This window comes from Allorhizobium paknamense (assembly GCF_030815125.1).
Taxonomy (GTDB): Bacteria; Pseudomonadota; Alphaproteobacteria; order Rhizobiales; family Rhizobiaceae; genus Allorhizobium; species Allorhizobium paknamense.
On record NZ_JAUSWH010000001.1, the window covers coordinates 407,068 to 429,497 of the forward strand.

At 59.5% G+C, this 22,430-nt stretch carries 25 protein-coding genes; 6 read left to right on the plus strand and 19 right to left on the minus strand.

Annotated elements, in window-relative coordinates:
• Positions 1 to 5 precede the first annotated feature (5 nt).
• The 7 genes from QO005_RS01970 to QO005_RS02000 form a co-directional block, all read right to left on the minus strand.
• Positions 6 to 743, minus strand: coding sequence for a helix-turn-helix domain-containing protein (locus tag QO005_RS01970; protein WP_307156279.1), 738 nt, complete (start codon positions 741 to 743; stop codon positions 6 to 8).
• Between the two features lie 215 nt (positions 744 to 958).
• Positions 959 to 1,483: a MerR family transcriptional regulator gene (locus tag QO005_RS01975; RefSeq protein ID WP_307156280.1), complete on the minus strand. Its 525-nt coding sequence runs from the start codon at positions 1,481 to 1,483 to the stop codon at positions 959 to 961.
• Positions 1,484 to 1,865: 382 nt separating this feature from the next.
• Complete coding sequence (locus QO005_RS01980) at positions 1,866 to 2,204, minus strand: integration host factor subunit alpha (RefSeq protein ID WP_307156281.1); 339 nt, start codon at positions 2,202 to 2,204, stop codon at positions 1,866 to 1,868.
• 96 nt (positions 2,205 to 2,300) lie between these two features.
• Positions 2,301 to 3,272, minus strand: a complete 972-nt coding sequence (locus QO005_RS01985) for a beta-ketoacyl-ACP synthase III (protein ID WP_307156282.1) — start codon at positions 3,270 to 3,272, stop codon at positions 2,301 to 2,303.
• A gap of 16 nt (positions 3,273 to 3,288) precedes the next feature.
• Positions 3,289 to 4,335, minus strand: coding sequence for a phosphate acyltransferase PlsX (plsX, locus tag QO005_RS01990; RefSeq protein WP_307156283.1), 1,047 nt, complete (start codon positions 4,333 to 4,335; stop codon positions 3,289 to 3,291).
• 160 nt (positions 4,336 to 4,495) lie between these two features.
• Positions 4,496 to 5,056: a YceD family protein gene (locus tag QO005_RS01995; protein ID WP_307156284.1), complete on the minus strand. Its 561-nt coding sequence runs from the start codon at positions 5,054 to 5,056 to the stop codon at positions 4,496 to 4,498.
• On the minus strand, positions 5,053 to 5,604 hold the full coding sequence (locus QO005_RS02000; RefSeq protein ID WP_307156285.1) for a ubiquinol-cytochrome C chaperone family protein: 552 nt from the start codon (positions 5,602 to 5,604) through the stop codon (positions 5,053 to 5,055). The genes QO005_RS01995 and QO005_RS02000 overlap by 4 nt, the downstream gene beginning before the upstream one ends.
• Positions 5,605 to 6,070: 466 nt before the next feature.
• Here QO005_RS02000 and QO005_RS02005 point away from each other — a divergent pair, with 466 nt between their 5' ends.
• Positions 6,071 to 6,538: an outer membrane protein assembly factor BamE gene (locus tag QO005_RS02005; protein WP_307156576.1), complete on the plus strand. Its 468-nt coding sequence runs from the start codon at positions 6,071 to 6,073 to the stop codon at positions 6,536 to 6,538.
• A gap of 59 nt (positions 6,539 to 6,597) precedes the next feature.
• On the opposite strand, the gene QO005_RS02010 is transcribed toward QO005_RS02005, so the two are convergent.
• The 4 genes from QO005_RS02010 to ribH all read right to left on the minus strand — a co-directional run bounded on the left by QO005_RS02010 (position 6,598) and on the right by ribH (position 11,118).
• On the minus strand, positions 6,598 to 8,736 hold the full coding sequence (locus tag QO005_RS02010) for a sodium-translocating pyrophosphatase (protein ID WP_307156286.1): 2,139 nt from the start codon (positions 8,734 to 8,736) through the stop codon (positions 6,598 to 6,600).
• A gap of 204 nt (positions 8,737 to 8,940) precedes the next feature.
• Positions 8,941 to 10,158 carry an MFS transporter gene (locus tag QO005_RS02015; protein WP_307156287.1) on the minus strand — a complete coding sequence of 406 codons (1,218 nt, stop codon included), beginning with the start codon at positions 10,156 to 10,158 and terminating at the stop codon, positions 8,941 to 8,943.
• Positions 10,159 to 10,169: 11 nt separating this feature from the next.
• Positions 10,170 to 10,655 carry a transcription antitermination factor NusB gene (nusB, locus tag QO005_RS02020; RefSeq protein ID WP_307156577.1) on the minus strand — a complete coding sequence of 162 codons (486 nt, stop codon included), beginning with the start codon at positions 10,653 to 10,655 and terminating at the stop codon, positions 10,170 to 10,172.
• 4 nt (positions 10,656 to 10,659) lie between these two features.
• Positions 10,660 to 11,118, minus strand: coding sequence for a 6,7-dimethyl-8-ribityllumazine synthase (gene ribH, locus QO005_RS02025; protein ID WP_307156288.1), 459 nt, complete (start codon positions 11,116 to 11,118; stop codon positions 10,660 to 10,662).
• Between ribH and QO005_RS02030 the strand changes: the two genes are divergently transcribed.
• Both QO005_RS02030 and QO005_RS02035 read left to right on the plus strand, forming a co-directional pair.
• Positions 11,117 to 11,458: a hypothetical protein gene (locus QO005_RS02030; protein ID WP_307156289.1), complete on the plus strand. Its 342-nt coding sequence runs from the start codon at positions 11,117 to 11,119 to the stop codon at positions 11,456 to 11,458. The genes ribH and QO005_RS02030 overlap by 2 nt on opposite strands.
• Positions 11,459 to 11,588: 130 nt before the next feature.
• The gene (locus QO005_RS02035) at positions 11,589 to 11,942 is read left to right on the plus strand and encodes a hypothetical protein (RefSeq protein ID WP_307156290.1); all 354 of its coding nucleotides are present in this window, start codon (positions 11,589 to 11,591) and stop codon (positions 11,940 to 11,942) included.
• Positions 11,943 to 12,202: 260 nt separating this feature from the next.
• Here the strand turns inward: QO005_RS02035 and QO005_RS02040 are convergent, their stop codons facing one another.
• From QO005_RS02040 to QO005_RS02070, 7 genes are all read right to left on the minus strand, one after another.
• Positions 12,203 to 12,820, minus strand: coding sequence for a riboflavin synthase (locus QO005_RS02040; protein ID WP_307156291.1), 618 nt, complete (start codon positions 12,818 to 12,820; stop codon positions 12,203 to 12,205).
• A complete protein-coding gene (gene ribD, locus QO005_RS02045; protein ID WP_307156292.1) occupies positions 12,820 to 13,917 on the minus strand; it encodes a bifunctional diaminohydroxyphosphoribosylaminopyrimidine deaminase/5-amino-6-(5-phosphoribosylamino)uracil reductase RibD in 1,098 nt (365 codons plus the stop codon). The genes QO005_RS02040 and ribD overlap by 1 nt, the downstream gene beginning before the upstream one ends.
• Before the next feature lie 3 nt (positions 13,918 to 13,920).
• Positions 13,921 to 14,397: a transcriptional regulator NrdR gene (gene nrdR, locus QO005_RS02050; RefSeq protein ID WP_307156293.1), complete on the minus strand. Its 477-nt coding sequence runs from the start codon at positions 14,395 to 14,397 to the stop codon at positions 13,921 to 13,923.
• A gap of 12 nt (positions 14,398 to 14,409) precedes the next feature.
• Positions 14,410 to 15,699 carry a serine hydroxymethyltransferase gene (gene glyA / locus QO005_RS02055; protein ID WP_307156294.1) on the minus strand — a complete coding sequence of 430 codons (1,290 nt, stop codon included), beginning with the start codon at positions 15,697 to 15,699 and terminating at the stop codon, positions 14,410 to 14,412.
• A gap of 292 nt (positions 15,700 to 15,991) precedes the next feature.
• Entirely contained in the window at positions 15,992 to 17,320 is a 1,329-nt protein-coding gene (locus QO005_RS02060; protein ID WP_307156295.1) for a L,D-transpeptidase family protein, read from the minus strand.
• Positions 17,321 to 17,590: 270 nt separating this feature from the next.
• A complete protein-coding gene (gene ldtR / locus QO005_RS02065; protein WP_307156296.1) occupies positions 17,591 to 18,103 on the minus strand; it encodes a transcriptional regulator LdtR in 513 nt (170 codons plus the stop codon).
• A gap of 129 nt (positions 18,104 to 18,232) precedes the next feature.
• The gene (locus tag QO005_RS02070; RefSeq protein WP_307156578.1) at positions 18,233 to 18,667 is read right to left on the minus strand and encodes a DUF6163 family protein; all 435 of its coding nucleotides are present in this window, start codon (positions 18,665 to 18,667) and stop codon (positions 18,233 to 18,235) included.
• Between the two features lie 245 nt (positions 18,668 to 18,912).
• On the opposite strand from QO005_RS02070, the gene hemB reads away from it, so the two are divergent.
• Both hemB and QO005_RS02080 read left to right on the plus strand, forming a co-directional pair.
• Positions 18,913 to 19,926, plus strand: a complete 1,014-nt coding sequence (gene hemB / locus QO005_RS02075) for a porphobilinogen synthase (protein ID WP_307156297.1) — start codon at positions 18,913 to 18,915, stop codon at positions 19,924 to 19,926.
• A gap of 116 nt (positions 19,927 to 20,042) precedes the next feature.
• Positions 20,043 to 20,516 carry an RDD family protein gene (locus QO005_RS02080; protein WP_307156298.1) on the plus strand — a complete coding sequence of 158 codons (474 nt, stop codon included), beginning with the start codon at positions 20,043 to 20,045 and terminating at the stop codon, positions 20,514 to 20,516.
• On the opposite strand, the gene QO005_RS02085 is transcribed toward QO005_RS02080, so the two are convergent.
• Positions 20,506 to 21,336, minus strand: coding sequence for a sulfotransferase family protein (locus tag QO005_RS02085; RefSeq protein ID WP_307156299.1), 831 nt, complete (start codon positions 21,334 to 21,336; stop codon positions 20,506 to 20,508). The two genes, QO005_RS02080 and QO005_RS02085, sit on opposite strands and share 11 nt — an antisense overlap.
• A gap of 335 nt (positions 21,337 to 21,671) precedes the next feature.
• Between QO005_RS02085 and QO005_RS02090 the strand changes: the two genes are divergently transcribed.
• On the plus strand, positions 21,672 to 22,424 hold the full coding sequence (locus QO005_RS02090; protein WP_307156300.1) for an arginyltransferase: 753 nt from the start codon (positions 21,672 to 21,674) through the stop codon (positions 22,422 to 22,424).
• Positions 22,425 to 22,430: the final 6 nt, after the last annotated feature.

A 22,430-nucleotide genomic window follows, 5' to 3' on the forward strand; every position in this document is an offset into this window, starting at 1 on the left:
CACCCTTATTTGAGGTAATCTCCATTGTCGGCCAGACGCATTAACTGCTTCGGCGCCGAAATGTTCACGTGGCGAGTGCCGGAAAGCGTGATTATTTTTTCCTTACGCAATTTCGTGAGTTGGCGGCTGACCGTTTCAATGGTGAGCCCTAGAAAATCCGCAATATCCAGCCGTGTCAGTGGCAGGTCGAAACTGGTGCTGAAACTTTCACGCTGATCGATCTCGGTGGCCACCAGCACCAGAAAGCTCGCTACCTTCTCCAGAGCCGATTTGCGGCCCAGCGTCAGCATCCATTCCTGTGCCTGATCCAGCTCTGCAAGCGACTGCTCGTGCAGCTTACGCTCAAAATCCGGATTATCCCCCAGAACCTTGTGAACGGCCGTGCGCGGAAAAGAGCAGACATAGCTTTCCACCGCCGCCTCCGCCGTCAGACCGCTTTGCTCGGCAAACAACCTGCCCAGGAAATGCGGTGCAAATTGCAGGCCGACGATCTGCTGACGGCCATCCGCCGTCATCTTCGAAAGCTTGATGACACCGTTCAAAATGTTGCCGCAGGTCAGAATCATCTCTCCCTGCCCGATGATCTCCTCTCCCGGCTCCAAACGGCGGCGGGCTGAATATCTGCTGAGCCCCACTAATTCCTCGATCGAAAGGGTGGCACACAGGCCCGAGAGACGAGAATTGCAGGCACGGCAAGAGGATGGCGCGTCAGCCGCCACGGCAATGGTTGCGTCTTTGGTCATGGTGTCCGGAAAAGCTTGGCCGGACCTAAATGGTCCAGGCGTGCCAAAATCACCGCGCCGTTGCGGTCACGGTTTTGTTAGCACTTTCGAACATATATTGAAAGATGCCGGTCGAAAAAATTGACAAAAGAAAATTTTTTCAACCAAGGGGTGCGCCGTTGCGTTTGCAGAGCATTTCCAGGAAAACCGGTTCCGCCTTTCCTCGGAACAATGCTCTACCGCACCTGATCCAGCAGGCGCTTGCATTCCAACAGATCGAACAGGGTCTCCTGCAAAAGAGCCCTGTCCTCCTTGTTGATCGACCCCTTGCCCAGCGACACTTCCGGAATATCGTCATCGCCGCCGCCAAAGCCGAAAAAGCGGCTGGCGCGCGCCTTGGGCTGGCCGACGACCTGATCGTCATCGCCAAGCTTGGGATCGTCACCATGCGACTGACCCGCCGCCACCAGCGCTTCCATCGTGGCCACATCGCCGGTGGCGACCGCCATCACGAATTTATTGCCATTGGTCTTGAGAAGCTTCTGAACGCCCTTGATCGTATAGCCGTGATCATAGAGCAGATGCCGGATGCCCTTCAACAGTTCGACATCATCCGGCCGATAATAGCGCCGGCCACCGCCGCGCTTCAGCGGCTTGATCTGCGGAAAACGGGTTTCCCAGAAGCGCAGCACATGCTGCGGCAGATCGAGATCATCCGCCACTTCGCTGATCGTGCGGAAAGCATCCGGGCTCTTGTCCAAGGCAAACTCCTCAAAAAGGCAGCACCGAATCTCTCGAATCCGGATCGCTACCATTTCAAAGGCTTGTTAAAGAGAATTCAAGCCTCTTCTGAGGCAAGATCACAACTCATACCAAGGCTCGAAGATGCTCAAGCATCCTCGCCTTGAAAGAATTTCGAATATCTCAAATGCATCAGGGGCTTGAGATATTCGAAAAGCGAATACGGAGAGTTATCTTCAATGACTCTCCGTATCACTGCCGCATAGGGCGCCTGACCGAAAATCGGACCCGGCTTTCGGCCAAATCCGATTCTTCAATCAAAGCTGGAGCATGTCGCGCAAAAGTGTCCAGCGGTTTTGCGATAACGACAAGCGTTAAAACAACAACCTAAAGCACGTAGCATCAACCGGCGGGGTTCTGCGGCTTCTGCTTGGCCTTACGGGCCAGATGCGATCTGAGGATACGCTGCTTGAGAACGTTGGAGGCCTTGAAGGTCATGACCTTGCGCGGCGAAATCGGCACTTCCTCGCCGGTTTTCGGGTTGCGGCCAATGCGCTCATTCTTGCTGCGCACCTGGAAGGTGGCGAAGGATGAAAGCTTGACCGTTTCCCCGCGAACGATTGCGTTGCAGATTTCGTCGATGACGGTTTCCACGAGTTCCGCCGACTCGGTCCGAGACAGGCCAACCTTTCGAAAGACCGATTCCGCCAGATCCGCCCGCGTTACTGTTTTCCCAGCCATCGCATCCCGTCCAATTATCCTTCTGATCGTTAACGTGAGAGAGTATTGATAGAGCCCTTTGCGGTCAAGCTCTTCTAACAACTTGTTTTTACGGCTTTACCAGCGCAGCAGCACCGCACCCCAGGTAAAACCGCCGCCCATGGCTTCCAGAAGGATGAGATCACCCTGCTTGATACGCCCGTCGGCAGCTGCCGTTGCCAGCGCCAGCGGAATGGAGGCGGCCGATGTATTGCCGTGCTTGTCCACGGTCACCACCACCTTGTCCATGGGAATATTGAGCTTCTTGGCCGCGCCGTCGATGATGCGCAGATTGGCCTGGTGCGGCACCAGCCAGTTGACCTGCTCCGCCGAAAGGCCGGAGGAGGAGAAGGATTCCTCGATGACATCGGTGATCATGCCCACGGCATGCTTGAAAACCTCGCGGCCTTCCATGCGCAGATGTCCCACCGTGCCGGTGGTCGAAGGGCCGCCGTCGACATAGAGCTTGTCCTTGTGCGAACCGTCGGAGCGCAGCCGGGCCGAAAGCACGCCGCGATCCGCCGTCAGGCCCTGACCCTCCTGGGCTTCCAGCACGATGGCGCCTGCGCCGTCGCCGAAGAGCACGCAGGTGGTGCGATCATTCCAGTCGAGAATGCGGGAAAAGGTCTCGGCGCCGATCACCAGCGCCCGTTTGGCCAAGCCACCGCGAATATAGGCATCCGCCGTGGTCACGGCATAGACGAAGCCGGTGCAGACGGCCTGCACGTCGAAGGCAAAACCATGGGTCATGCCGAGCCGCGCCTGAATGTTCACCGCCGTGGCCGGAAAGGTATTATCCGGCGTGGAGGTGGCGCAGATGATGAGATCGATATCGGCAACGGTAAGACCGGCCTTGTCGAGCGCGGCCTTTGCGGCATCGGCGCCAAGCGAGGCGGTGGTTTCCCCCTCGCCCGCGATATAGCGCTGCTTGATGCCGGTGCGCTGGACGATCCACTCGTCGGAGGTTTCGACGCGCGATTCCAGCTCCTTGTTTGTCACCACACGCTGCGGAAGAGCGGAGCCGAATCCACGCACGACTGAACGAATCATTTTCCTATCCTATCCATCAAGCTGCTTCAGGGCCGACACTGGAGGGAAAACGGGCATGGTAGAGCTTCAGATCGTTTTCGATCTTCTGCGTCAGGCCGTTCCGCGCCATGTCATAGCCAACCTCGATTGCCGCGGCGAAACCCTCGGCGTCGGTGCCACCATGGCTCTTGATCACAATTCCGTTCAACCCCAGAAAAACCCCACCATTGACCTTGCGTGGATCCATCTTTTCCCTGAGCAGATCGAACGCGCCCTTGGCGAAGAAATAGCCGATCTTGGAGAGCAGGCTGCGCGACATGGCGGAGCGCAGATAGGTGGCGATCTGCCGGGCCGTACCTTCCGCCGTCTTCAGCGCGATATTGCCGGTGAAGCCTTCGGTCACCACCACGTCCACCGTGCCCTTGCCGAGATCGTCTCCCTCGACGAAACCGAAATAATTGAGCGTATCGAGGCCTGCCTCACGGATCATCCGCCCCGCCTCGCGCACCTCTTCCTGGCCCTTTACCTCCTCGACGCCGACATTGAGCAGCCCGATCAACGGACGCTCGATCTCGAACAGCGCCCGGGCCATGGCGCCGCCCATGACTGCGAAATCGAGAAGCTGCTGGGCATCTGCGCCGATCGTGGCGCCGACATCGAGCACGATGCTCTCACCCTTCAATGTCGGCCAGATGGCAGCGATGGCAGGCCGTTCGATATTCGCCATGGTGCGCAGGCAGAATTTTGCCATGGCCATCAGCGCCCCGGTATTGCCGGCGGAGACGGCGACATCGGCCTGGCCGGTCTTCACAGCCTCGATGGACCGCCACATGCTGGAAACGTAGCGGCCACGGCGCAGCGCCTGGCTCGGCTTCTCATCCATGCCGACGGCCACTTCGCAATCGTGAAAGACGGAGCGCTCCTTCAGCTTGGGATAACGCGCAATGAGCGCCTCACAGCGCGCCTTCTGGCCAAACAGAACGAAGCTGATCTCGGGATGCCGCTCCAGCGCCTTGGCGGCACCGGGAATGACAACCTCGGGACCGACATCGCCCCCCATCACATCGAGAGAAATCTTGACCACGCGTCCTTTATTCCTTCTTTTTCACCGGGGGCGAAATTCCGGCAAAAATACCGGTTTTACCCTGAGAGACAATATGGCTCCCGTATTCAAGCCCCCGGACTTTCCCGTCAAAGCGCGCCGTGATCCATTTTGGGCCACGCCAGACCTTCCACCACGACTGCTAGTCTTTTTTCCAGTCCTTTAAGACGGCAAATGGCGACGGTCGTATGACTTCCGCGCCGGTATCTTCCGAATGGCCGGAAAATTCAACTCCCGGCTTGCGCGGATAGGGATCGATGGCCAGCGCCGCAAATTCGCTGACCAGCACGCCGGCATCGATGCTGTCGCCGCTGAAGGATTCCGGCAGGTCGGGCCCGTCCGGGTCCAGCACCATTTCGCCCTGCCCCTCGGTCATCAACCGGGAAAGCTTCGAGCCTTCCGGCACATAGACCTGCTCCAAGTCTTCGCGAATGGAAGAGGCGACCGGCTCAAGCGTCACCACACAGGCCTGCTCGATCTCTGCTTCCACGGTGCCCTTGATGCGCACCCCGTCCCTTTTCCAGCGCGAAATCTTCAAGTCCGCCTTGAGCGACTTGACCGCCAGCACCCGCCAGAGCTTTGCCAGGCCCTGCCGCTCGGCCTCGTTGGCCTCCACATGCACCTGCACCGGATTGGCGGAAATGTGCCCGACCTTGACCGGGTAGGAAAAGGGCGCGTCTTCGCCCCGCTCGTGTATCTTCATGATTGAACCTGTTCCTGTGACGGCGGGACAATGTCGATGGCTCCCGTCAGCACGGCCTCTTCGGCGCTATCGCGCAACCGCTCTTCCGCTTCAAGCGCCCAGCCGGCCAGCAGGGCCATGTCCGGGGCATCCGTCCGCTCAGGATGGATATTGCGCCTCAAAGCTGCGGCAAGGGCAGTCCTGTCCCCTAAATCGAGAGCCTTGCCATAGGTTTCAAGGCGTCCGTAAAACATTCCCGCCAGTTTCTTCATGCGTTTCGGCACCGATTGATCGCCAATCCCCAGTTCCCGCAGCGAATGATCGATATCCTCGAAGAAGGCGTCGACAATGGCCTGTGCCACTTCCTGACCGCTTCTCTCGCACCGCGCCGTGCGCCGGAAATAGAGAATCATCACCAGCGACAGCATTTCAAAGCGGCCCATCACCGTATCCGGCACATCAAGCGCCGCATAGAAGGCAGGCTGGCGCGCCGCCGCCGTCAGTGTGGCGTATTGCCGGTCAATGATGGCGCGATTGTTCTTCCGCTGCCGGAAAAGGCCGAATATCATCCCCAAAACCTTGTCGGTTTACTTGCACGCGGCACTTTGCCGATGTTGCATGATTTCGAAAGCTGGTTTACCGAAGCAGTCACGAATTGCAATCGGTTTCAGGCCTCCTGCCCTGCAGGCTCCACCGGGGAAAACGGCGGGATGCGCAAAATCCGGTGCAGGGAAGCTTGAAAAGCCCGCGGCATGTCCCCGGAAAGGCCACAATGATATGGCCATGACGGCGGAACGACTGGGCGAACGGCCAAAGACAGAGAATATGATGGGAGACGCATCCTTGAAGAGACGGTATTTGCGGCCGGGCGCGTGCGCATCGGACCAGGGGTTGGGGGCCGATGTCCGGGAAAATCCGATGCTAGCCTGTTTCCAGGAAAAGTGGGAACCGGTTTTCCGTCCGGAAACACGCGAAAACACTCCAGGCGATCAAAGATCTGCTCCGCGTCGATCCGGCCGTCCCGCTCTTCGCGGCATGGCGGCGGCCACGGTCATGATTGCGGCTGGCCTTTCCGGCTGCACCACGGCCAATGTGCTGCCCACCGGGGAAGTCTATCACAACGGCTATATCATCGATGAAAAGGCTCTTGCCCTGGTGCCAACCGGCTCCAGCCGCGAACAGGTGCTCCTGACGCTCGGCACGCCATCCACCACCGCCACCTTCGACGGCGAGGTGTTCTACTATATCTCCCAGACCCGCAAGCGCCCCGTGGCGTTCATGAAGCCGCAACTGGTGGACCAGCAGGTTCTGGCGATCTATTTCAGCAAGGATGGCACCGTTGCACAGCGCGCCAACTACACGCTGAAGGATGGCAAGGTCTTCGACATGATTTCCCGCACCACCCCGACGGGCGGCAAGGATCTCACCTTCCTGCAGCAAATCCTCTCCGGCGGCGCAGGCAGCGCAGCCAACAGCGTGCGCAACATGCTGGGCTTCAAGTAAGCCCGCTAACAATTGCCCCAAAAAAAACCCGCGGCTTTTCTGCCGCGGGTTTTTTCATGTCATCCGGCCAGGATCGCCAAGAGCAGCAAGGCCACGATATTGGTGATCTTGATGGCGGGATTGACCGCCGGGCCTGCCGTATCCTTGTAGGGATCGCCCACGGTATCGCCGGTAACGGAAGCCTTGTGCGCCTCGGACCCCTTCAGATGGCGCGTGCCGTCCTTGTCGACGAAACCATCCTCGAAGCTCTTCTTCGCATTGTCCCAGGCACCGCCACCGGAGGTCATGGAAATGGCGACGAACAGCCCGTTGATAATGACGCCGAGCAGCGACGCCCCCAGTGCCGCAAAGGCCGAGGCCTTGGAGCCGGACACCAGCAACACGCCGAAATAAACGACGACCGGCGCCAGCACCGGCAGAAGCGAGGGCAGGATCATTTCGCGGATCGCCGCCCTTGTGAGCATATCCACGGCACGGCCATAATCCGGCTTGTCACGGCCTTCCATGATGCCCGGCTTCTCGCGGAACTGGCGGCGAACCTCTTCCACCACGGCACCCCCTGCCCGGCCCACGGCGGTCATGGCAATGCCGCCGAAGAGATAGGGAATGAGGCCGCCGAAGATCAGCCCGGCCACGACATAGGGATTGGCGAGGCTGAAGGAAATCTCGCCGACATCGGCAAAATAGGGATAGGTCTGTCCGTTGGCGGCAAAATATTGCAGGTCGTTGGAATAGGCCGCAAACAGCACCAGCGCGCCGAGACCGGCGGAACCGATGGCATAGCCCTTGGTTACGGCTTTGGTGGTATTGCCCACGGCATCCAGCGCATCGGTGGATTTTCTGACCTCCGGGGGAAGATGCGCCATCTCCGCGATGCCACCGGCATTGTCGGTGACGGGGCCGAAAGCATCGAGCGCGACGATCATCCCCGCCAGCCCCAGCATGGTGGTCACGGCAATGGCCGTACCGAAAAGACCCGCCAACTGATAGGTGGCAATAATGCCGCCGACGATCACCAGCGCCGGAAGCGCGGTTGACTCAAGGGAAACCGCCAGACCCTGGATGACATTGGTACCGTGACCGGTAACGGATGCCTGGGCGATGGAATTGACCGGACGCTTGTTGGTTCCGGTATAGTATTCGGTGATCACCACGATCAGCGCGGTGACCACGAGGCCGAGAATTCCGCAGGCGAAGAGATTGGTGCCGGTGATGCGCATGCCCGCCACCGTACCGATCTCTCCCCAGCCGACCGTAACCTGGGTGGCCAGCGCCAGCCCGCCGATGGACAGCAGCCCCGTGACGATCAGCCCCTTGTAAAGGGCGCCCATGATGGAACCATTGACGCCGAGCTTGACGAAAAAGGTGCCGATGATCGAGGTCAGCACGCAGGCTCCGCAAATGGCGAGCGGAAAGATCATCGCCTGTTCGAGAATGGCCGAACCGGCAAAGAAAATGGCCGCCAGCACCATGGTGGCGACCACCGAAACCGCATAGGTTTCAAAAAGATCGGCAGCCATGCCGGCGCAGTCGCCGACATTGTCGCCGACATTATCGGCAATGGTGGCCGGATTGCGCGGATCGTCCTCGGGAATACCGGCCTCGACCTTGCCGACCAGATCGCCGCCGACATCGGCCCCCTTGGTGAAGATACCGCCGCCGAGACGGGCGAAGATGGAAATGAGCGAAGCGCCGAAACCGAGCGCCACCAGCGCATCGATCACGTCGCGCGAGCCGGGAGCATGGCCAAGCCCCGCCGTCAGCACGAGGTAGTAGAGGGAGACGCCGAGCAGCGCCAGGCCTGCCACCAGCATGCCGGTGATGGCCCCGGATTTGAAGGCAATGTCGAGCCCCGCAGACAGGCTTTGCGCGGAGGCTTGCGCCGTGCGCACATTGGCGCGGACGGAGACATGCATGCCGATGAAACCGGCGGCACCTGAGAGCACCGCGCCGATCAGGAAGCCGATGGCTGCCTCACCGGATAGAAGAAGCCAGGCCGCGACGAAAACCACGGCGCCAACCACGGCGATGGTGAGATATTGCCGCGCCAGATAGGCCTGCGCCCCTTCGCGGATATAGCCTGCGATTTCCTGCATGCGCGGCGTGCCCTGATCGGCCGCCAGAACCGCCCTTGTGGCCCAGATGGCATAGGCCACCGACACCAGGCCGCATAGGATTACGCCTGTCAAAACTGCCATTCCTCTCTCCCTCACAAACATGATTCGCCCATGCTGCGAGCTTCGGTTTCTGGGCGATGGCGACAAAACCGAAACCAGCGCCTCCTCCAAAGCGCAAGCGGCAGACTGCGCCCTGTTGAAGGGCGGCGTCAAGTCATTGAGGGAATGTTAAGAAATTATCGCAGAAAGGCCTGGACAGGAGGAACACTGCCGCCATTCAGCCGTTCAGGATTTTCGGCCTTCAGCGCGCAATTGCAGGAGAATCAGGCCAAGGCACAGGATCGTCACCGGCCAGATCGCCAGATTCATCACCGACCAGCCATAGGCGGTAAAGACCTTGCCGGAGGAAAAGGACGAGAGCGCAACGGTGCCGAACAGAAAGATATCGTGGAAGCCCTGCACCTTGTCCGCCTCTGCCGGGCGGTAGCTTGCGGCCACGATGGCTGTCGCGCCAATGAAGCCGAAATTCCAGCCGATGCCAAGCAACACCAACGCGCCCCAGAAATTCCATAGCTCCACGCCCGCATGCGCCACCACCGCGCATGCCATGAGAATGACAAGCCCGCAGCCGACCACCCGCTCCGCGCCGAAGCGGGCAATCACCATGCCGGTGAAAAAGCTCGGCGCGAACATGGCAATCACATGCCACTGAATGCCAAGCGTCGCCATATCGGCGGGCAAATTGCAGCCGATCACCATGGCCAGCGGCGCGCCCGTCATCATGAAGGTCATCAGGGCATAGGTGGAGATGCCGCAAATCATGCCGGTCAGAAATTTTCGCGTCAGCACGATTTCCGTGAGCGGCCGTGCGGCAAGCGCTGCATCGCCACCTCCCAACTGCTTCTGCGGCAGCTTGAGAAAGGACAGAACGATGGCTGCAAGCGCTGCAAGCGGTACGAGACCGAGAAAGGCTCCGGCAAACAGCACCGGCGCGAAGGCATCCTTCAGCCAGATCGCCAGTTGCGGGCCGAGAATGGCCGAGACGATACCGCCAGCAAGGATCCAGGAAATCGCCTTGGGCTTGTAAAAGCTCGGCGAGGCATCGGCGGCGGCAAAGCGGATCTTCTGGGTAAAGCCGCTGGAAAGACCAATCAGCAGCAGGCCTGAGGCGAAGAGCCAGAAATCCTGGCGAAACAGCGCCAGCGCCGCGAGCAGGCCACCGGTGGCGGCAAATCCGGCGCCCAGAATGAAACCGGCCTTGCGGCCAAGAAAGCGGGCGGTCACCGCCACGACGACAGCGCCGAGCGCCACGCCGAGATTGAAGCCGGTAAGGGGTGCCGTGGCGAGAGATTTTTCCTCACCCAGCAGCGCATAACCGGCAAGACCGCCGACGGAAAAGGAGAGCGGTGCGACAGAGCCGAGCAGCGCCTGTGCTGCGGTCAGAAAGGCGATGTTGCGCTTCGCGGACTGCAACTGTCCGTCCAGAGTAAGCGCAGCATCCATCGCACGATCCTTTACGTCTTGGGCGCGGCGGCACGCACCTGCTTGGCAATCCGGTCAAGGACCGCATTGACGAGCTTCGGCTCATCTTCCGAAAAGAAGGCCTGGGCGATTTCCATATATTCCGTGACGATCACCGCAACGGGCACGTCCTTGCGCTCCAGAAGCTCGAAGGTGCCGGCGCGCAGGATGGCGCGGACAGTGCTGTCGATGCGCGACAGCGACCAGTCGTCTTGCAGGACAGAGCGGATCAGCGGGTCGATCTTCGTCTGGTCACGCACCACGCCGGAGACGATGGAGCGGAACCAGGAAGCATCGGCCTTGAGATAGGTTTCGCCATCCAGTTCCTGGCCGAGGCGGTGCGCTTCATATTCGGCCACGACTTCCAGCACGCCGCTGCCGCCGATATCCATCTGATAAAGTGCCTGCACGGCGGCAAGCCTTGCTGCGCCACGCTGATTGGCGGTTTTTACTTGCGGGGTATTCTGCTCGGAACTCATGCTGTCAGCCACCGAATTTCTGCTTGAGAGCAATCATCGTCAGCGCCGCACGTGCGGCAAAGCCACCCTTGTCCTTGTCCGTGCGCTTCACGCGCGCCCAGGCCTGCTCGTCATTCTCGACCGTCAGGATGCCATTGCCGATCGGCAGCGATTCGGAGACGGAGAGATCCATCAGCGCGCGGGAGGATTCGTTGGCGACGATATCGAAGTGATAGGTCTCGCCGCGAATGACCATGCCCAGCGCCACGAAACCATCATAAACAATGCCGCCATTATCGGCGCCGTCCAGCGCCATGGCAATGGCTGCCGGGATTTCCAGCGCCCCCGGCACGGTGATCACGTCATAGCTGGCGCCAGCTTCGTCGAGCGCGGCGGTTGCGCCTTCCAGAAGCGCATCGGCCATGTCGTCGTAGAAACGCGCTTCGACAATAAGAAGATGTGGCGCGGAAGACTGGTCAGCCATGAGCGATTACCCCGGAAACGGACAGAAGGTGAATTTCGATGATTTGGATGGGCGGTCAAACCACGCCCCGCACGGAATGGCAAGTGTTTTTCCAGAAAGCTTGGATCAGACGTTGAAATGTCGCGCCGCGATCGCAAGGCTGCTACACGATAAAGTGATGTTTATGGGAAATCCTCACAAAGGTGTTCTTCCCAGCCCCTTGCGCCGCCGCATACCAAGAAAGCACAACCCGGGCATAGGGCAAGATCCATGCATAACGCCTTGTAAAGGCGAAGATATCCAGACTGCTCCCACAGGCGGCAATGTGATAATTCAGCCCGCCCTAAAGCTGGCATTTTGATGATCGTCAATGTGACGAATTTGTAATGCCCGCCATGCTGCTACCCCTCTGGAAAAGGCCGCGATCCGGTTTCACATTGATGTTGCGGTTGCGAAAAAAGCGATCGTCATCGTTGAACAGGAGAATTGCGATGAACCGTTTCGGACAATTTTTGAGCGCTTCCACCCTGGCCGCCGTTGCCTTTGGGGGTGAGGCCATGGCTGCCAATGACACCCAGATCGAGGAAAACAACGGGCATGCCGTGAGCAGCCTGAGCCTCAAGCGCTTCAATATCGTACCGGTGCAGACCATCGACGCCGCGAGCGGCGCAAGCTACGGCTTGCCGACGCTTGACCCGCATGCGCCGGAAGCGCGCAACCTTCAGGCCTCGATCATCGCCAATCCAAGGCTGATGATGCAGATCGAAGCGCAGAATGTTGACGTCACCCGCATCGTCGCCGCCAGCAGCACGCAGGATGGCGCGATCACCTTCTATCACGTCTGAGAACAAACGCTCCCCGTGATCCGCACGGGGAGCCGGATCGCCGTCTACTGCATAATTCCTTAAATCGGAATCGATTTAAGGATAAAATTATGCAGCAGATGTAAAGCGTTACAGCGAACCTTTGTGCGCCATATATGGCGCACGGCGCTGTAATGCATAATCCGACCGGAGTGAAACGAGGATCGACAAGATTATGCTTCAAAAATAAATGTTAGAGCGCCGATCTGATTCAATCAGATCGAAAAGCGCTCTAAGATTCTTCACACGGTCACCCGCGGAAATTCCGCAAGCCGCGCCGCATAACGCGCCATGGTATCCACTTCGAAATTGACGAAATCGCCCACCTGCCGCTCACCCCAGGTGGTCACTTCCAGCGTATGCCGGATCAGCAGGATATCGAAATCGCACTGGTTGACGGCGTTGACGGTAAGCGACGTGCCATCCAGCGCCACGGACCCCTTCGGCGCAACGAAGCGCGCCAGATGTTCGGGCACGCGCAGCGTAAAGCGAGTGGCGTCGCCCTCCGGCTGGATGGTCAGGATTTCCGCCTTGCCATCGACATGGCCGGAGACGATATGGCCGCCGAGTTCGTCGCCGATTTTCAGCGAGCGCTCCAGATTGACGCGGGTCCCCGCCGTCCAGCCGGCAATGGTCGTCAACCGCAGCGCCTCTTCCCAGGCCTCCACCTCATACCAGCGGCTGTTGCTGGACGCATCGGAAAGTGCCGTTACCGTCAGGCAAACGCCGGAATGGGCAATGGATGCGCCGAGATCGATCGTGGCCGGATCATACTGGGTGGCGATGCGCAGTTTCACGCCTTCCTTCAAAGGCGTGACCGCCTCCACCGTGCCGACATCCGTGACTATGCCTGTAAACATCAGAAATCTCTTTCATATTCATGAAACCGGTCCGCACCGAAGCTGGTGCGCCGGGAGAGCACAAAATCCTTCGGTATATTGGCCCTCGTCAGCGGCGACGCAATACCCTCGGCTCCGATCAAATCCGCTCCCTCGTAAAGATGAATGCGATCCACCAGCCCCTGATCGAGGAAAGTCTTTGCGACCATTGCCCCGCCCTCGACCATCAAGGTGGAGAGGCCCCGCGCCGCCAGGTGAGCAAGAAGCTCAGGCACATCGGCCATTTCAATGATTTCGACACCCTTTTCAGCCAGCGCCGCTGCCCTGACACACTGGCCGTCATCGGCCAGAAAGCCTTGACCGCCGCAGCAGGCGCAAACGGAAGCGAACTGCCGGGCCCCCGTCACCAGCCGCGAGGTCAGCGGCAGTTCAAGCCGCCGGTCCAGTACGATACGCAGCGGCGACAGATGCGCCATACCGGTCAGCCGCACGGTCAGTTCCGGATCATCTGCCCTTGCCGTGCCGATCCCCACCAGAATGGCATCCGTTTCGGCCCGTAGCAATTGCACCTGCGCCCGGGAAATCGGGCCGGTAATCGCCACCTGCCCCTGCCCTTTGCGCCCCAGCATGCCGTCGGCGGAAACGGCAAGTTTCAGAGTCACATGCACGCGTTTTTGGATATGCCGCATCAGGTAGCCGGCAAGATGGCGCCGCGCGTCCTGCGCCAGCACGCCGGTCACCACCTCGATCCCGGCCTCACGCAAGATCCGTGTGCCGCGCCCGCTGACGCGCGGGTCCGGATCTTCCACCGCAATCACCACGCGGGCAACGCCCGCCGCAACCAGGGCGTTGGCGCAGGGTGGGGTTTTGCCATGATGGGAACAGGGCTCCAGCGTGACATAGGCGGTGGCGCCATGCGCCTTTGGCCCGGCCATGGCAAGCGCCTGGGTTTCTGCATGCGGCCTGCCGCCGACAGCGGTGACGGCCTCGCCGACAATTTCGCCATCCTTGACGATGACGCAGCCGACGGAGGGATTGGAAGAGGTTTGCCCAAGATGCGAGCGGCCAAGGCGAAGGGCCGCTGCCATGTAATGACGATCCTGGATGCTGTCGTTCACGCTCTACTCGATATCGCTATCGCGGGAAATCTTGGCATTGATCTCGCTGATCACCTGCTCGAAATCCTCGGCATGGGAAAAATCCCGGTAGACCGAAGCGTAACGCACGAAGGCCACGTCATCCAGGCTTTTGAGCGCTTCCAGCACCTGCAACCCGATCTGTTCGGAGGAAATTTCCGTCTCGCCCGAACTTTCCAGCCGCCGCACGATGCCGGAAACGGCCCGCTCGATGCGATCACGATCCACCGGCCGCTTGCGCAGTGCGATTTCGAAGGACCGCACCAGCTTGTTGCGATCGAAGGGCACTTTGCGGCCGGTCTTCTTCAGCACCGTCAATTCGCGAAGCTGCACCCGCTCGAAGGTGGTGAAGCGTCCGCCGCAATCCGGGCAGATCCGACGCCGGCGGATGGAGGTATTATCCTCCGCCGGGCGGGAATCCTTCACCTGGGTATCATCAGAACCGCAAAACGGGCAGCGCATCGAAACCCTGGCTCAGAGGTAGGGATACATCGGGAAGCCATTGGTCAAGGTCACGACCTTGCCCCGCACGGCTTCTTCCACGGCGGCATTGCCCTCGTCGGAATTGGCGACCTTCAGACCATCGAGAACCTCGGCGATCAGATTGCCGATTTCCTTGAACTCGGCTTCCTTGAAACCGCGCGTCGTGCCCGCCGGGGTACCCAGACGGATACCGGAGGTGACGAAGGGCTTTTCCGGATCGAAGGGAATGCCGTTCTTGTTGCAGGTGATGTAGGCGCGGCCAAGAGCAGCCTCGGCGCGCTTGCCGGTGGCGTTCTTCTTACGCAGGTCCACCAGCATCAGATGGTTATCGGTGCCGCCGGACACGATGTCCAGATTGTGCGAGATCAGTGTTTCGGCCAACGTCTTGGCGTTCTTGACCACCTGGGCGGCATAGTCCTTGAAGGAAGGCTGCAGCGCCTCGCCGAAGGCCACGGCCTTGGCGGCGATGACATGCATCAGCGGACCGCCCTGCAGGCCGGGGAAAACGGCGGAATTGAACTTCTTCGCCAGATCCTCGTCATTGGTGAGGATCATGCCGCCACGCGGGCCGCGCAGCGATTTGTGCGTGGTGGTGGTGGCCACATGGCAGTGCGGGAACGGCGACGGATGCTGGCCACCGGCGACGAGACCGGCAATGTGGGCCATGTCCACCATCAGATAGGCACCAACCGAATCGGCGATTTCGCGGAAGCGCTTCCAGTCCCAGATACGGGAATAGGCCGTGCCGCCAGCAATGATCAGCTTCGGCTTGTACTGCTCGGCCTTCTTCGCGATATCCTCCATGTCGAGCTGGTGGTCTTCCTCACGCACGCCGTAGGAGACGACGTTGAACCACTTGCCGGACATATTGACCGGCGAACCATGGGTCAGGTGCCCGCCGGAATTGAGGTCGAGGCCCATGAAGGTATCGCCGGGCTGCAGCAGCGCCAGAAACACGGCCTGGTTCATCTGCGAGCCGGAATTCGGCTGGACATTGGCGAAATTGACGCCGAACAGCTTCTTGGCGCGCTCGATTGCCAGTTCCTCGGCGATATCCACGAACTGGCAGCCGCCGTAATAGCGCTTGCCCGGATAGCCCTCGGCATATTTGTTGGTCATGATCGAGCCCTGCGCTTCCAGAACGGCGCGCGAGACGATGTTTTCGGAGGCGATCAGTTCGATCTCATGGCGTTGGCGACCGAGTTCCTTTTCAATCGCGCCAAAGATTTCCGGATCGGCTTCAGCCAGGGGGCGGGAAAAGAAGGCTTCGGTGTTGGACATGATCGCAATCTCCTGAAGGCGTTGATGCCGTGGCGTCTTACCCCGCCCGCCGAAAACTGTGAAGCGTTTTTCTAAGCGGATCTGCGGCAAGACACGAAACGAAAGCCCGAGCCGGGCTCAAGGTTTTTCTGCTGCTTGCTGTAGCGCTACGGACAGCCGAGAGCAATACAGAGCGCGACATTTGCAATGCATTCTACGCGCTCACAATCCGGTGGATCACCGGGGCGGTTTCACGGACAGCAATCCTGAAAGAAAAGGCCCGCCGAAGCGGGCCAGACCCTGTCACTTCCGCTTAACGCGGCAGGTTATCGTCTTCGATGCTGCCCTGCACCGGCTCCACGCCGATATTGGACTGAAGGGCAAGCTGCTGGTCGCCGTCGCGGCGGTAGATATCATCGCGGAACTGCACCACGCCGTCGCGGGTGGACCAGGCGGTGATATAGACGATATAGACCGGCACTTCCTGCGAAAGCTTGATCACATTGTTCTGGCGCGTGGAGATCACGCGTTCGATTTCCTGGCGCGGCCAGCCGGGCGTATCCTTCAACAGCCAGGTCGTCAGGTCGCGAACATTCTGCACGCGCATGCAGCCGGAGGATTCGAAGCGCATCAGCTTGTTGAACAAGCCCTGCTGCGGCGTATCGTGCAGATATTCGTTGTTGGGATTGTGGAAGTTGATCTTCGTCGAGGCCATGGCGTTGATCTTGCCGGGGTCCTGGCGGAACATCAGGTTCGGGGCCTTCGGCGCATTCCAGTCCACGGTTTCCGGCGCCACTTCCTGGCCCTTGCCATCGAACAGGCGGATATTGTTGCGCGTCAGATAGGTCGGATCCTTGCGCATCAGCGGCACGATGTCCTTTTCGACGATCGAGCGCGGCGCGGTCCAGTACGGGTTCAGGATGACTTCGTAGATCTTCGAATTGATGACATGCGTCGGGCGGTCGATGCGGCCCACCACCGCATTGGTGCGCAGCGCCACGCGGTCGTTCTCCACAGCCTCGATATACATGGCCGGAATGTTGACCATCACATAACGCTGGCCGAGATCGCCGGACATGGATTGCAGGCGCACCAGATTGGTGTTGAGCTGGTTGAGGCGCACATCCGCAGGCACGTTCAGCGCCTTCAGCGTATATTCGCCAAGCTGGCCGTCCATCGGCAGGCCGTGGCGGGCCTGGAAGCGCTTGACCGCACCGTCCACATAGGTGTCGAAGGAGCTGGACATGCCCGCTTCCTGGGCCAGATCGCCGGAAATGACCAGGCGCTGGCGCAAAACCTGCACAGCCGGATCGATCACCCCAAGGCGCAACTGAACGGAGGTCTGGGGAATGGCGGGCCAGCCGCCGGCAGCCACGATCTGCTGATAGGCCGTGATGGCCTGCTGCACGTAAGGCAGATTGTTCGGGCTCAGGATCGGCGTGTTGGACAGGACCTTCGCGGAAGCCCGCGAGCCTTGAGAGTCGAACTGATCGTCCCAGTTGCCGCGAGAGCGTGCATTGATCAGCTCATCGACAGCAGATTGCGCAAAAGCCTGGCCGGCCAGAGTGGCCACACCGAGACCCGCAGCGCCCCGAAGCAAGGCCCTGCGCGATACCGCAACCAGATTGTTCTTGTCTGCCATCGTCCTTCAATCCCTCAGCTCACCCAACAGGCTGTGCGCATCATCCATGATGCTTCAGATAGAGCCCATGCGCGCCATTGCAAATGGCGGGGGATACCCAAGTTTTCAGCCATTTCTAAACTTTGGCGCTCCCATATCAATATGGCCAAAGCTTGTCAGTTGCGAAACGGTCACAACAGTGTGTTGAATGCATGCTTCAGGATTATAAAATTCATATGCCGCACACGGAACCTTCGAAGGCGGCGAAAGCCGCCTTTTCGAATGCGGATTTTACAGCCGATACATGATCGAGTCGTTCCAGAAGCGGTCCAGACGCTGCAGCAGCTTGTTCATCTGGTTGAACTCTTCCGGGCCGATGCCGCCGACCTTCTGGATGGAGCCGACATGGCGCTCATAGAGCCTAGCAACCGTTTCGGCGATGTCCTGGCCGGCAGGCGTCAGCGAGATGCGCACCGAGCGGCGGTCGACGCGCGAACGGGCGTGGTTGATGAAGCCGAGATCCACCAGCTTCTTGACGTTGTAGGACACGTTGGAGCCGAGATAGTAACCCCGCGACCGCAGCTCGCCCGCCGTCAGTTCGGAGTTACCGATATTGAACAGCAGAAGCGCCTGGACGGCATTGACGTCATTGCGGCCCTGACGGTCGAATTCGTCCTTGATGACGTCCAGCAGGCGGCGGTGCAGACGCTCCACCAGATGCAGCGAATCAAGATAGAGAGAGCGGATGGTCTGCTCGTCCTGGTCGAGAGCGGGCACCTGCGGCTTGATCTTGGTATTGGTCATGACTGTTTGCCTCACTGTTTTCGCTGGCGGCTTTGTTTTTTCCCGCCTTGTGAGGGACAGTATCGAATACCGATAAAATTCTATTTAAAACGCAGGCTTAACAGAGGCTTACCGAAGTGTCTCATTTTATCACGGTAAATCAAGCCTTACCTCTTCCTTGCGGCGCCACTCCAGAAACAGCGCCAGACGGAAGGCCAGATAGACGAGCGCGATGACGCAATGCATCAGCACGATCAGCATGTTGGGGCCGAAAATTCCGGGCCAGCCAAGGTGCATGGCAAGCTGCGCCAGCGCCCCGATCGTCCAGATCACCGCCCCCCAGGAAACCGTCATCCACAGCCCGATGGAGGCCACGGGAAACACCACCGCAAGCGAAGTGGCAGCCACCCGCCAGGGGATCGTCATGAGATCGAAGCGCCCTGCCCCGTTCTGGGAGAAGCCCACCAGCAAGGCCCAGAATTGCAGCCCAAGCCACAGGCCCGTGACGGCAACGATGCGCAGGAAGATCACGAACAACAGATCCGTGAGGCTTGGTTTGGGGGTATGAACGCTCTCATCTTGCATGAGGCGAGGATAGACGCCGGCCGCTTGCCGCACAAGCGGCAGCGCCCCTGCACGCGACATCTGATCACATGTCAATGACGATGATGGGCAAGCGGCAAGGGAAATGCTAACACGCGGGCAGACTTGCGGTATCGCAAGCCCGTGTCAGACCGGAACGCATTGCAAAGGAAACGGCAAACCGCTTTTTTTCAAGCCATGCGCTCATCTTGGAACAGACCCGAACCTCTTCGGGCGCGGAGATCATCATGCAGGACAAGACCCATCTCGTCGATCATATCACCGGCCATCGGCGTATGCGCCGCAATCGAAAGGCGGATTGGATGCGGCGTCTTGTGCAGGAAAGCCGCCTGACGGTGGATGACCTCATCTGGCCGATCTTCCTGGTGCCGGGCAGCGGCATCGTCGATCCCATCGCCTCGATGCCGGGTGTGAACCGCATGAGCGTGGACAAGGCCGTTGAAGCCGTCAAGGAAGCCGCCGATCTCGGCATTCCGGCCATTGCCACCTTCCCGAATATTGAAATGGACCTGCGGGACCAGACCGGTTCACATATTCTGGAAGCCAACAATCTGCTCAACCAGGCCACCGCAGCGATCAAGAAGGCGGTGCCGAATATCGGCGTGATCACGGATGTGGCGCTCGACCCCTTCACCAGCCACGGCCATGACGGCATTTTGCGTGAGGGCGAGATTGTCAATGACGAAACGGTGGACCAGGTGGTGCGGGCCGCCATCCTGCAGGCGGATGCGGGTTCGGACATCATCGCCCCTTCGGAAATGATGGACGGACGTATCGGCGCCATTCGCCACGGGCTCGATGCCGCCGGGCACCAGTCGGTGGGCATCATGTCCTATGCCACGAAATTCTCTTCCGGCTATTACGGCCCCTATCGCGAGGCGATTTCCACCGCAGGCCTGCTGAAGGGCGACAAGAACAGCTATTACGTCAACCCTGCCAACGGCACCGAGGCCGTGCGCGATGCAGCTCTCGATGTGGAGGAAGGCGCGGATATGCTGATGGTCAAGCCCGGCCTGCCCTATCTCGATATCTGCTGGCGGCTGAAGGAAGCCTTCAGCCTGCCGGTCTTCGCCTATCAGGTGTCCGGCGAATATGCGCAGATCAAGGCGGCGGGCATGAATGGCTGGATCGATGAAAGCCGGGTGATGATGGAAACGCTGCTCTGCTTCAAGCGCGCCGGCTGCGATGGCATTCTCACCTATTTTGCGGTGGAGGCAGCGCGGCGACTGGCCAAGGGCTGATTTCTACGTTTTTTCCGGAGGGAAAATCGTATTCTCCTTTTCTCAAGGACATCACTGTCATTTGCATTCCGCCCTCCGGCTTCCCATATATTCCTTCGACGTTGAAGGAGACGATCATGAGTTATGAACCGCAGATGACAACCGCTGTTCCCTCCGACTGGCGCGCCTATAGCGGTGTGCTGTCCCGGCGGGTCTTTGCCTTCATGATCGATTATGTGCTGGTTGGCCTGCTGATGCTGGTGGCCATCGTGGCCGTGTTCTTTCTGGGCATCATTACGCTGGGGCTGGGCTGGTTGCTCTATCCCATCCTGTTCTTTCTCGTTGCGGGTCTCTATTTCGGCCTTTCCATGGCCAGCCCCGCCCAGGCCACGCCCGGCATGCGCGCCATGGGCATTGCCCTGATCCGGCTGGACGGCGGGCGGATCGACTTCGTCACCGCCATCGCCCATCTGGCACTGTTCTGGATCCTGAACTCGGTTCTCACCCCGCTCATTCTGCTGGCCGGGCTATTCATCGAACGCTCGCGTTTGATCCATGACCTGCTGCTGGGAACAGCGGCGGTGCGGGTTTCCCCCGGCTTTATCCGCTGACTTTTCTGAGCGGAACCGGCTCGGCAGCCTGCACTGAAATTGCCTTGCATTGGCCGGTGACGATCGGCCAATGCCCGATATCCAGCCCGCTCAGGGCACGGAACGTCATCATCTCGTCCCCAAGACGCTCCTGAAAGAAGCGCAGATCCTCTTCCGTCGGCGCACACGGATAGTCGATCGCCTTCCTGACATGTTCGAATTTTTCGGTGATGTGGGCAAAGGCTTCGATCTTCAGGAAGCCACAGATCCTCCGAAGGGTTGCGTGCGGGTCGCTTTTGAGATCATCGGAGAGAAGAAACAACAGGTTTTCCCGTGGGAAAAGCGAGAGCAGCCGTTCCACCTGCTGCCCGTAGCGTCCGCGCTCCAGATAGGAGAAAACCCGCCTTTCAGCTGCATTCTCTGCCAGTCCCGCGACCCGCGTCTCATAGGTCCGGATCGCTTCGGCGAATGGCATGCTGTCCATATCCCGCGCATATTCCATGCACCAATGCGACCAGGCCCGTTCGAACGGGTCCCGGAACAGCAAAATGAATTTCGCTTGCGGGTTATAGGCCTTGATCCGCTCCAGCGATTGCGGCCAGAAACAATAGATGGGCGTGGCATCCATTCCGAGCGCATCAGGACGCGCCTCGGGAAAGAACCCTTGGAGAAGCTGATAATCCGGCTTCTCCCAATCCATGCTCTCATTGTCGAAGAAGTGCAGTTCTTTCCCGCTAGGGGCATTGATCTGCGGATGCTCGCGCAAATAGCTGAAAAGGGTCGTGGTGCCGCCCTTCTGAACCCCCGCAATGAACACATCCAGAAGATGTCTGGAATCCATGGATGATTTGCAATCTGGAATACTCATGTTGCGTTCTAAAGACGAATCACGCCCGAACTCAACCCCCATTGATTGCAAAATGTGACAATGAGGCGGCTTTCGACACATCCACAGATTTTATGCGATCAAACTAAATCCTTCCTCCCTATAGGGTTTTTCGTAAGCAAAGCCCGCCAAACGCTGCCTGAAGACCATTTTTGGGCAGAGAGACAAGTACGGAGGCTGGCAGATAACGGTAAGCCTGCCGATCGTTCGCTCTCCAGACGGTTGACGTTTGTAAAACTTGCGCCATGCTTGTAGTTTAAGGAGTCGAAATAGAAGGCAGATTTCGGCGCATGAACACGCAGGCCACGACCTCTCCGCAATTCTATCTCACGGCGCCCGCGCCGTGCCCCTATCTGCCGGGCGAGATGGAGCGCAAAGTCTTCACCCATCTGGTGGGGCCACGCGCCACGGAAATGAACGATCTTCTGACCCAGGGCGGCTTCCGCCGTTCCCAGAACATCGCCTACCGCCCGGCCTGTGAGAGCTGCCGCGCCTGTGTTTCGGTACGGATCCTGGCAAAGGAATTCAAACCCAACCGCACCATGCGGAAGGTGGAGGCGGCCAATGCCGATCTGGTATCGACAGCCTATCCGGCCCAGCCCTCTACCGAACAGTTTTCACTTTTCCGCCGCTATCTCGATCATCGCCACCAGCAGGGCGGCATGTCGGACATGTCGGCGCTGGATTTCGCCATCATGGTGGAAGACACCCATGTCCGCACCAAGGTGATCGAATATCGCCGCCGCCCGGAAGAGGGTCAGGATGGTCCGGGGCAACTGGTGGCGGTGGCGCTGTCGGACATCATGAGCGACGGCCTTTCCATGGTCTATTCCTTCTTTGACCCGGACATGGAGCGCCGGTCGCTCGGCACCTTCATGGTGCTGGATCATGTACGGCGCGCCAATGAAATGGGCCTGCCGCATGTCTATCTCGGTTACTGGGTGAACGGCTCGCGCAAGATGGGCTACAAGGTGCGCTTTCTACCGCAGGAACATCTGATGAGCCAGGGCTGGACGCGCTACCAGCAGGATGCCGGAGAATAAAACAAG

Coding starts and splice junctions, on each gene's coding strand:
- QO005_RS01970 (WP_307156279.1), bottom strand. CDS start 743: ATGACCAAAGACGCAACCATTGCCGTGGCGGCTGACGCGCCATCCTCT.
- QO005_RS01980 (WP_307156281.1), bottom strand. CDS start 2,204: ATGGCTGGGAAAACAGTAACGCGGGCGGATCTGGCGGAATCGGTCTTT.
- QO005_RS01985 (WP_307156282.1), bottom strand. CDS start 3,272: ATGATTCGTTCAGTCGTGCGTGGATTCGGCTCCGCTCTTCCGCAGCGT.
- QO005_RS01995 (WP_307156284.1), bottom strand. CDS start 5,056: ATGAAGATACACGAGCGGGGCGAAGACGCGCCCTTTTCCTACCCGGTC.
- QO005_RS02000 (WP_307156285.1), bottom strand. CDS start 5,604: ATGATATTCGGCCTTTTCCGGCAGCGGAAGAACAATCGCGCCATCATT.
- QO005_RS02005 (WP_307156576.1), top strand. CDS start 6,071: ATGGCGGCGGCCACGGTCATGATTGCGGCTGGCCTTTCCGGCTGCACC.
- QO005_RS02010 (WP_307156286.1), bottom strand. CDS start 8,736: ATGGCAGTTTTGACAGGCGTAATCCTATGCGGCCTGGTGTCGGTGGCC.
- QO005_RS02015 (WP_307156287.1), bottom strand. CDS start 10,158: ATGGATGCTGCGCTTACTCTGGACGGACAGTTGCAGTCCGCGAAGCGC.
- nusB (WP_307156577.1), bottom strand. CDS start 10,655: ATGAGTTCCGAGCAGAATACCCCGCAAGTAAAAACCGCCAATCAGCGT.
- QO005_RS02030 (WP_307156289.1), top strand. CDS start 11,117: ATGAGCGATTACCCCGGAAACGGACAGAAGGTGAATTTCGATGATTTG.
- ribH (WP_307156288.1), bottom strand. CDS start 11,118: ATGGCTGACCAGTCTTCCGCGCCACATCTTCTTATTGTCGAAGCGCGT.
- QO005_RS02035 (WP_307156290.1), top strand. CDS start 11,589: ATGAACCGTTTCGGACAATTTTTGAGCGCTTCCACCCTGGCCGCCGTT.
- QO005_RS02040 (WP_307156291.1), bottom strand. CDS start 12,820: ATGTTTACAGGCATAGTCACGGATGTCGGCACGGTGGAGGCGGTCACG.
- nrdR (WP_307156293.1), bottom strand. CDS start 14,397: ATGCGCTGCCCGTTTTGCGGTTCTGATGATACCCAGGTGAAGGATTCC.
- glyA (WP_307156294.1), bottom strand. CDS start 15,699: ATGTCCAACACCGAAGCCTTCTTTTCCCGCCCCCTGGCTGAAGCCGAT.
- QO005_RS02060 (WP_307156295.1), bottom strand. CDS start 17,320: ATGGCAGACAAGAACAATCTGGTTGCGGTATCGCGCAGGGCCTTGCTT.
- ldtR (WP_307156296.1), bottom strand. CDS start 18,103: ATGACCAATACCAAGATCAAGCCGCAGGTGCCCGCTCTCGACCAGGAC.
- QO005_RS02070 (WP_307156578.1), bottom strand. CDS start 18,667: ATGCAAGATGAGAGCGTTCATACCCCCAAACCAAGCCTCACGGATCTG.
- hemB (WP_307156297.1), top strand. CDS start 18,913: ATGCAGGACAAGACCCATCTCGTCGATCATATCACCGGCCATCGGCGT.
- QO005_RS02080 (WP_307156298.1), top strand. CDS start 20,043: ATGAGTTATGAACCGCAGATGACAACCGCTGTTCCCTCCGACTGGCGC.
- QO005_RS02085 (WP_307156299.1), bottom strand. CDS start 21,336: ATGGATTCCAGACATCTTCTGGATGTGTTCATTGCGGGGGTTCAGAAG.
- QO005_RS02090 (WP_307156300.1), top strand. CDS start 21,672: ATGAACACGCAGGCCACGACCTCTCCGCAATTCTATCTCACGGCGCCC.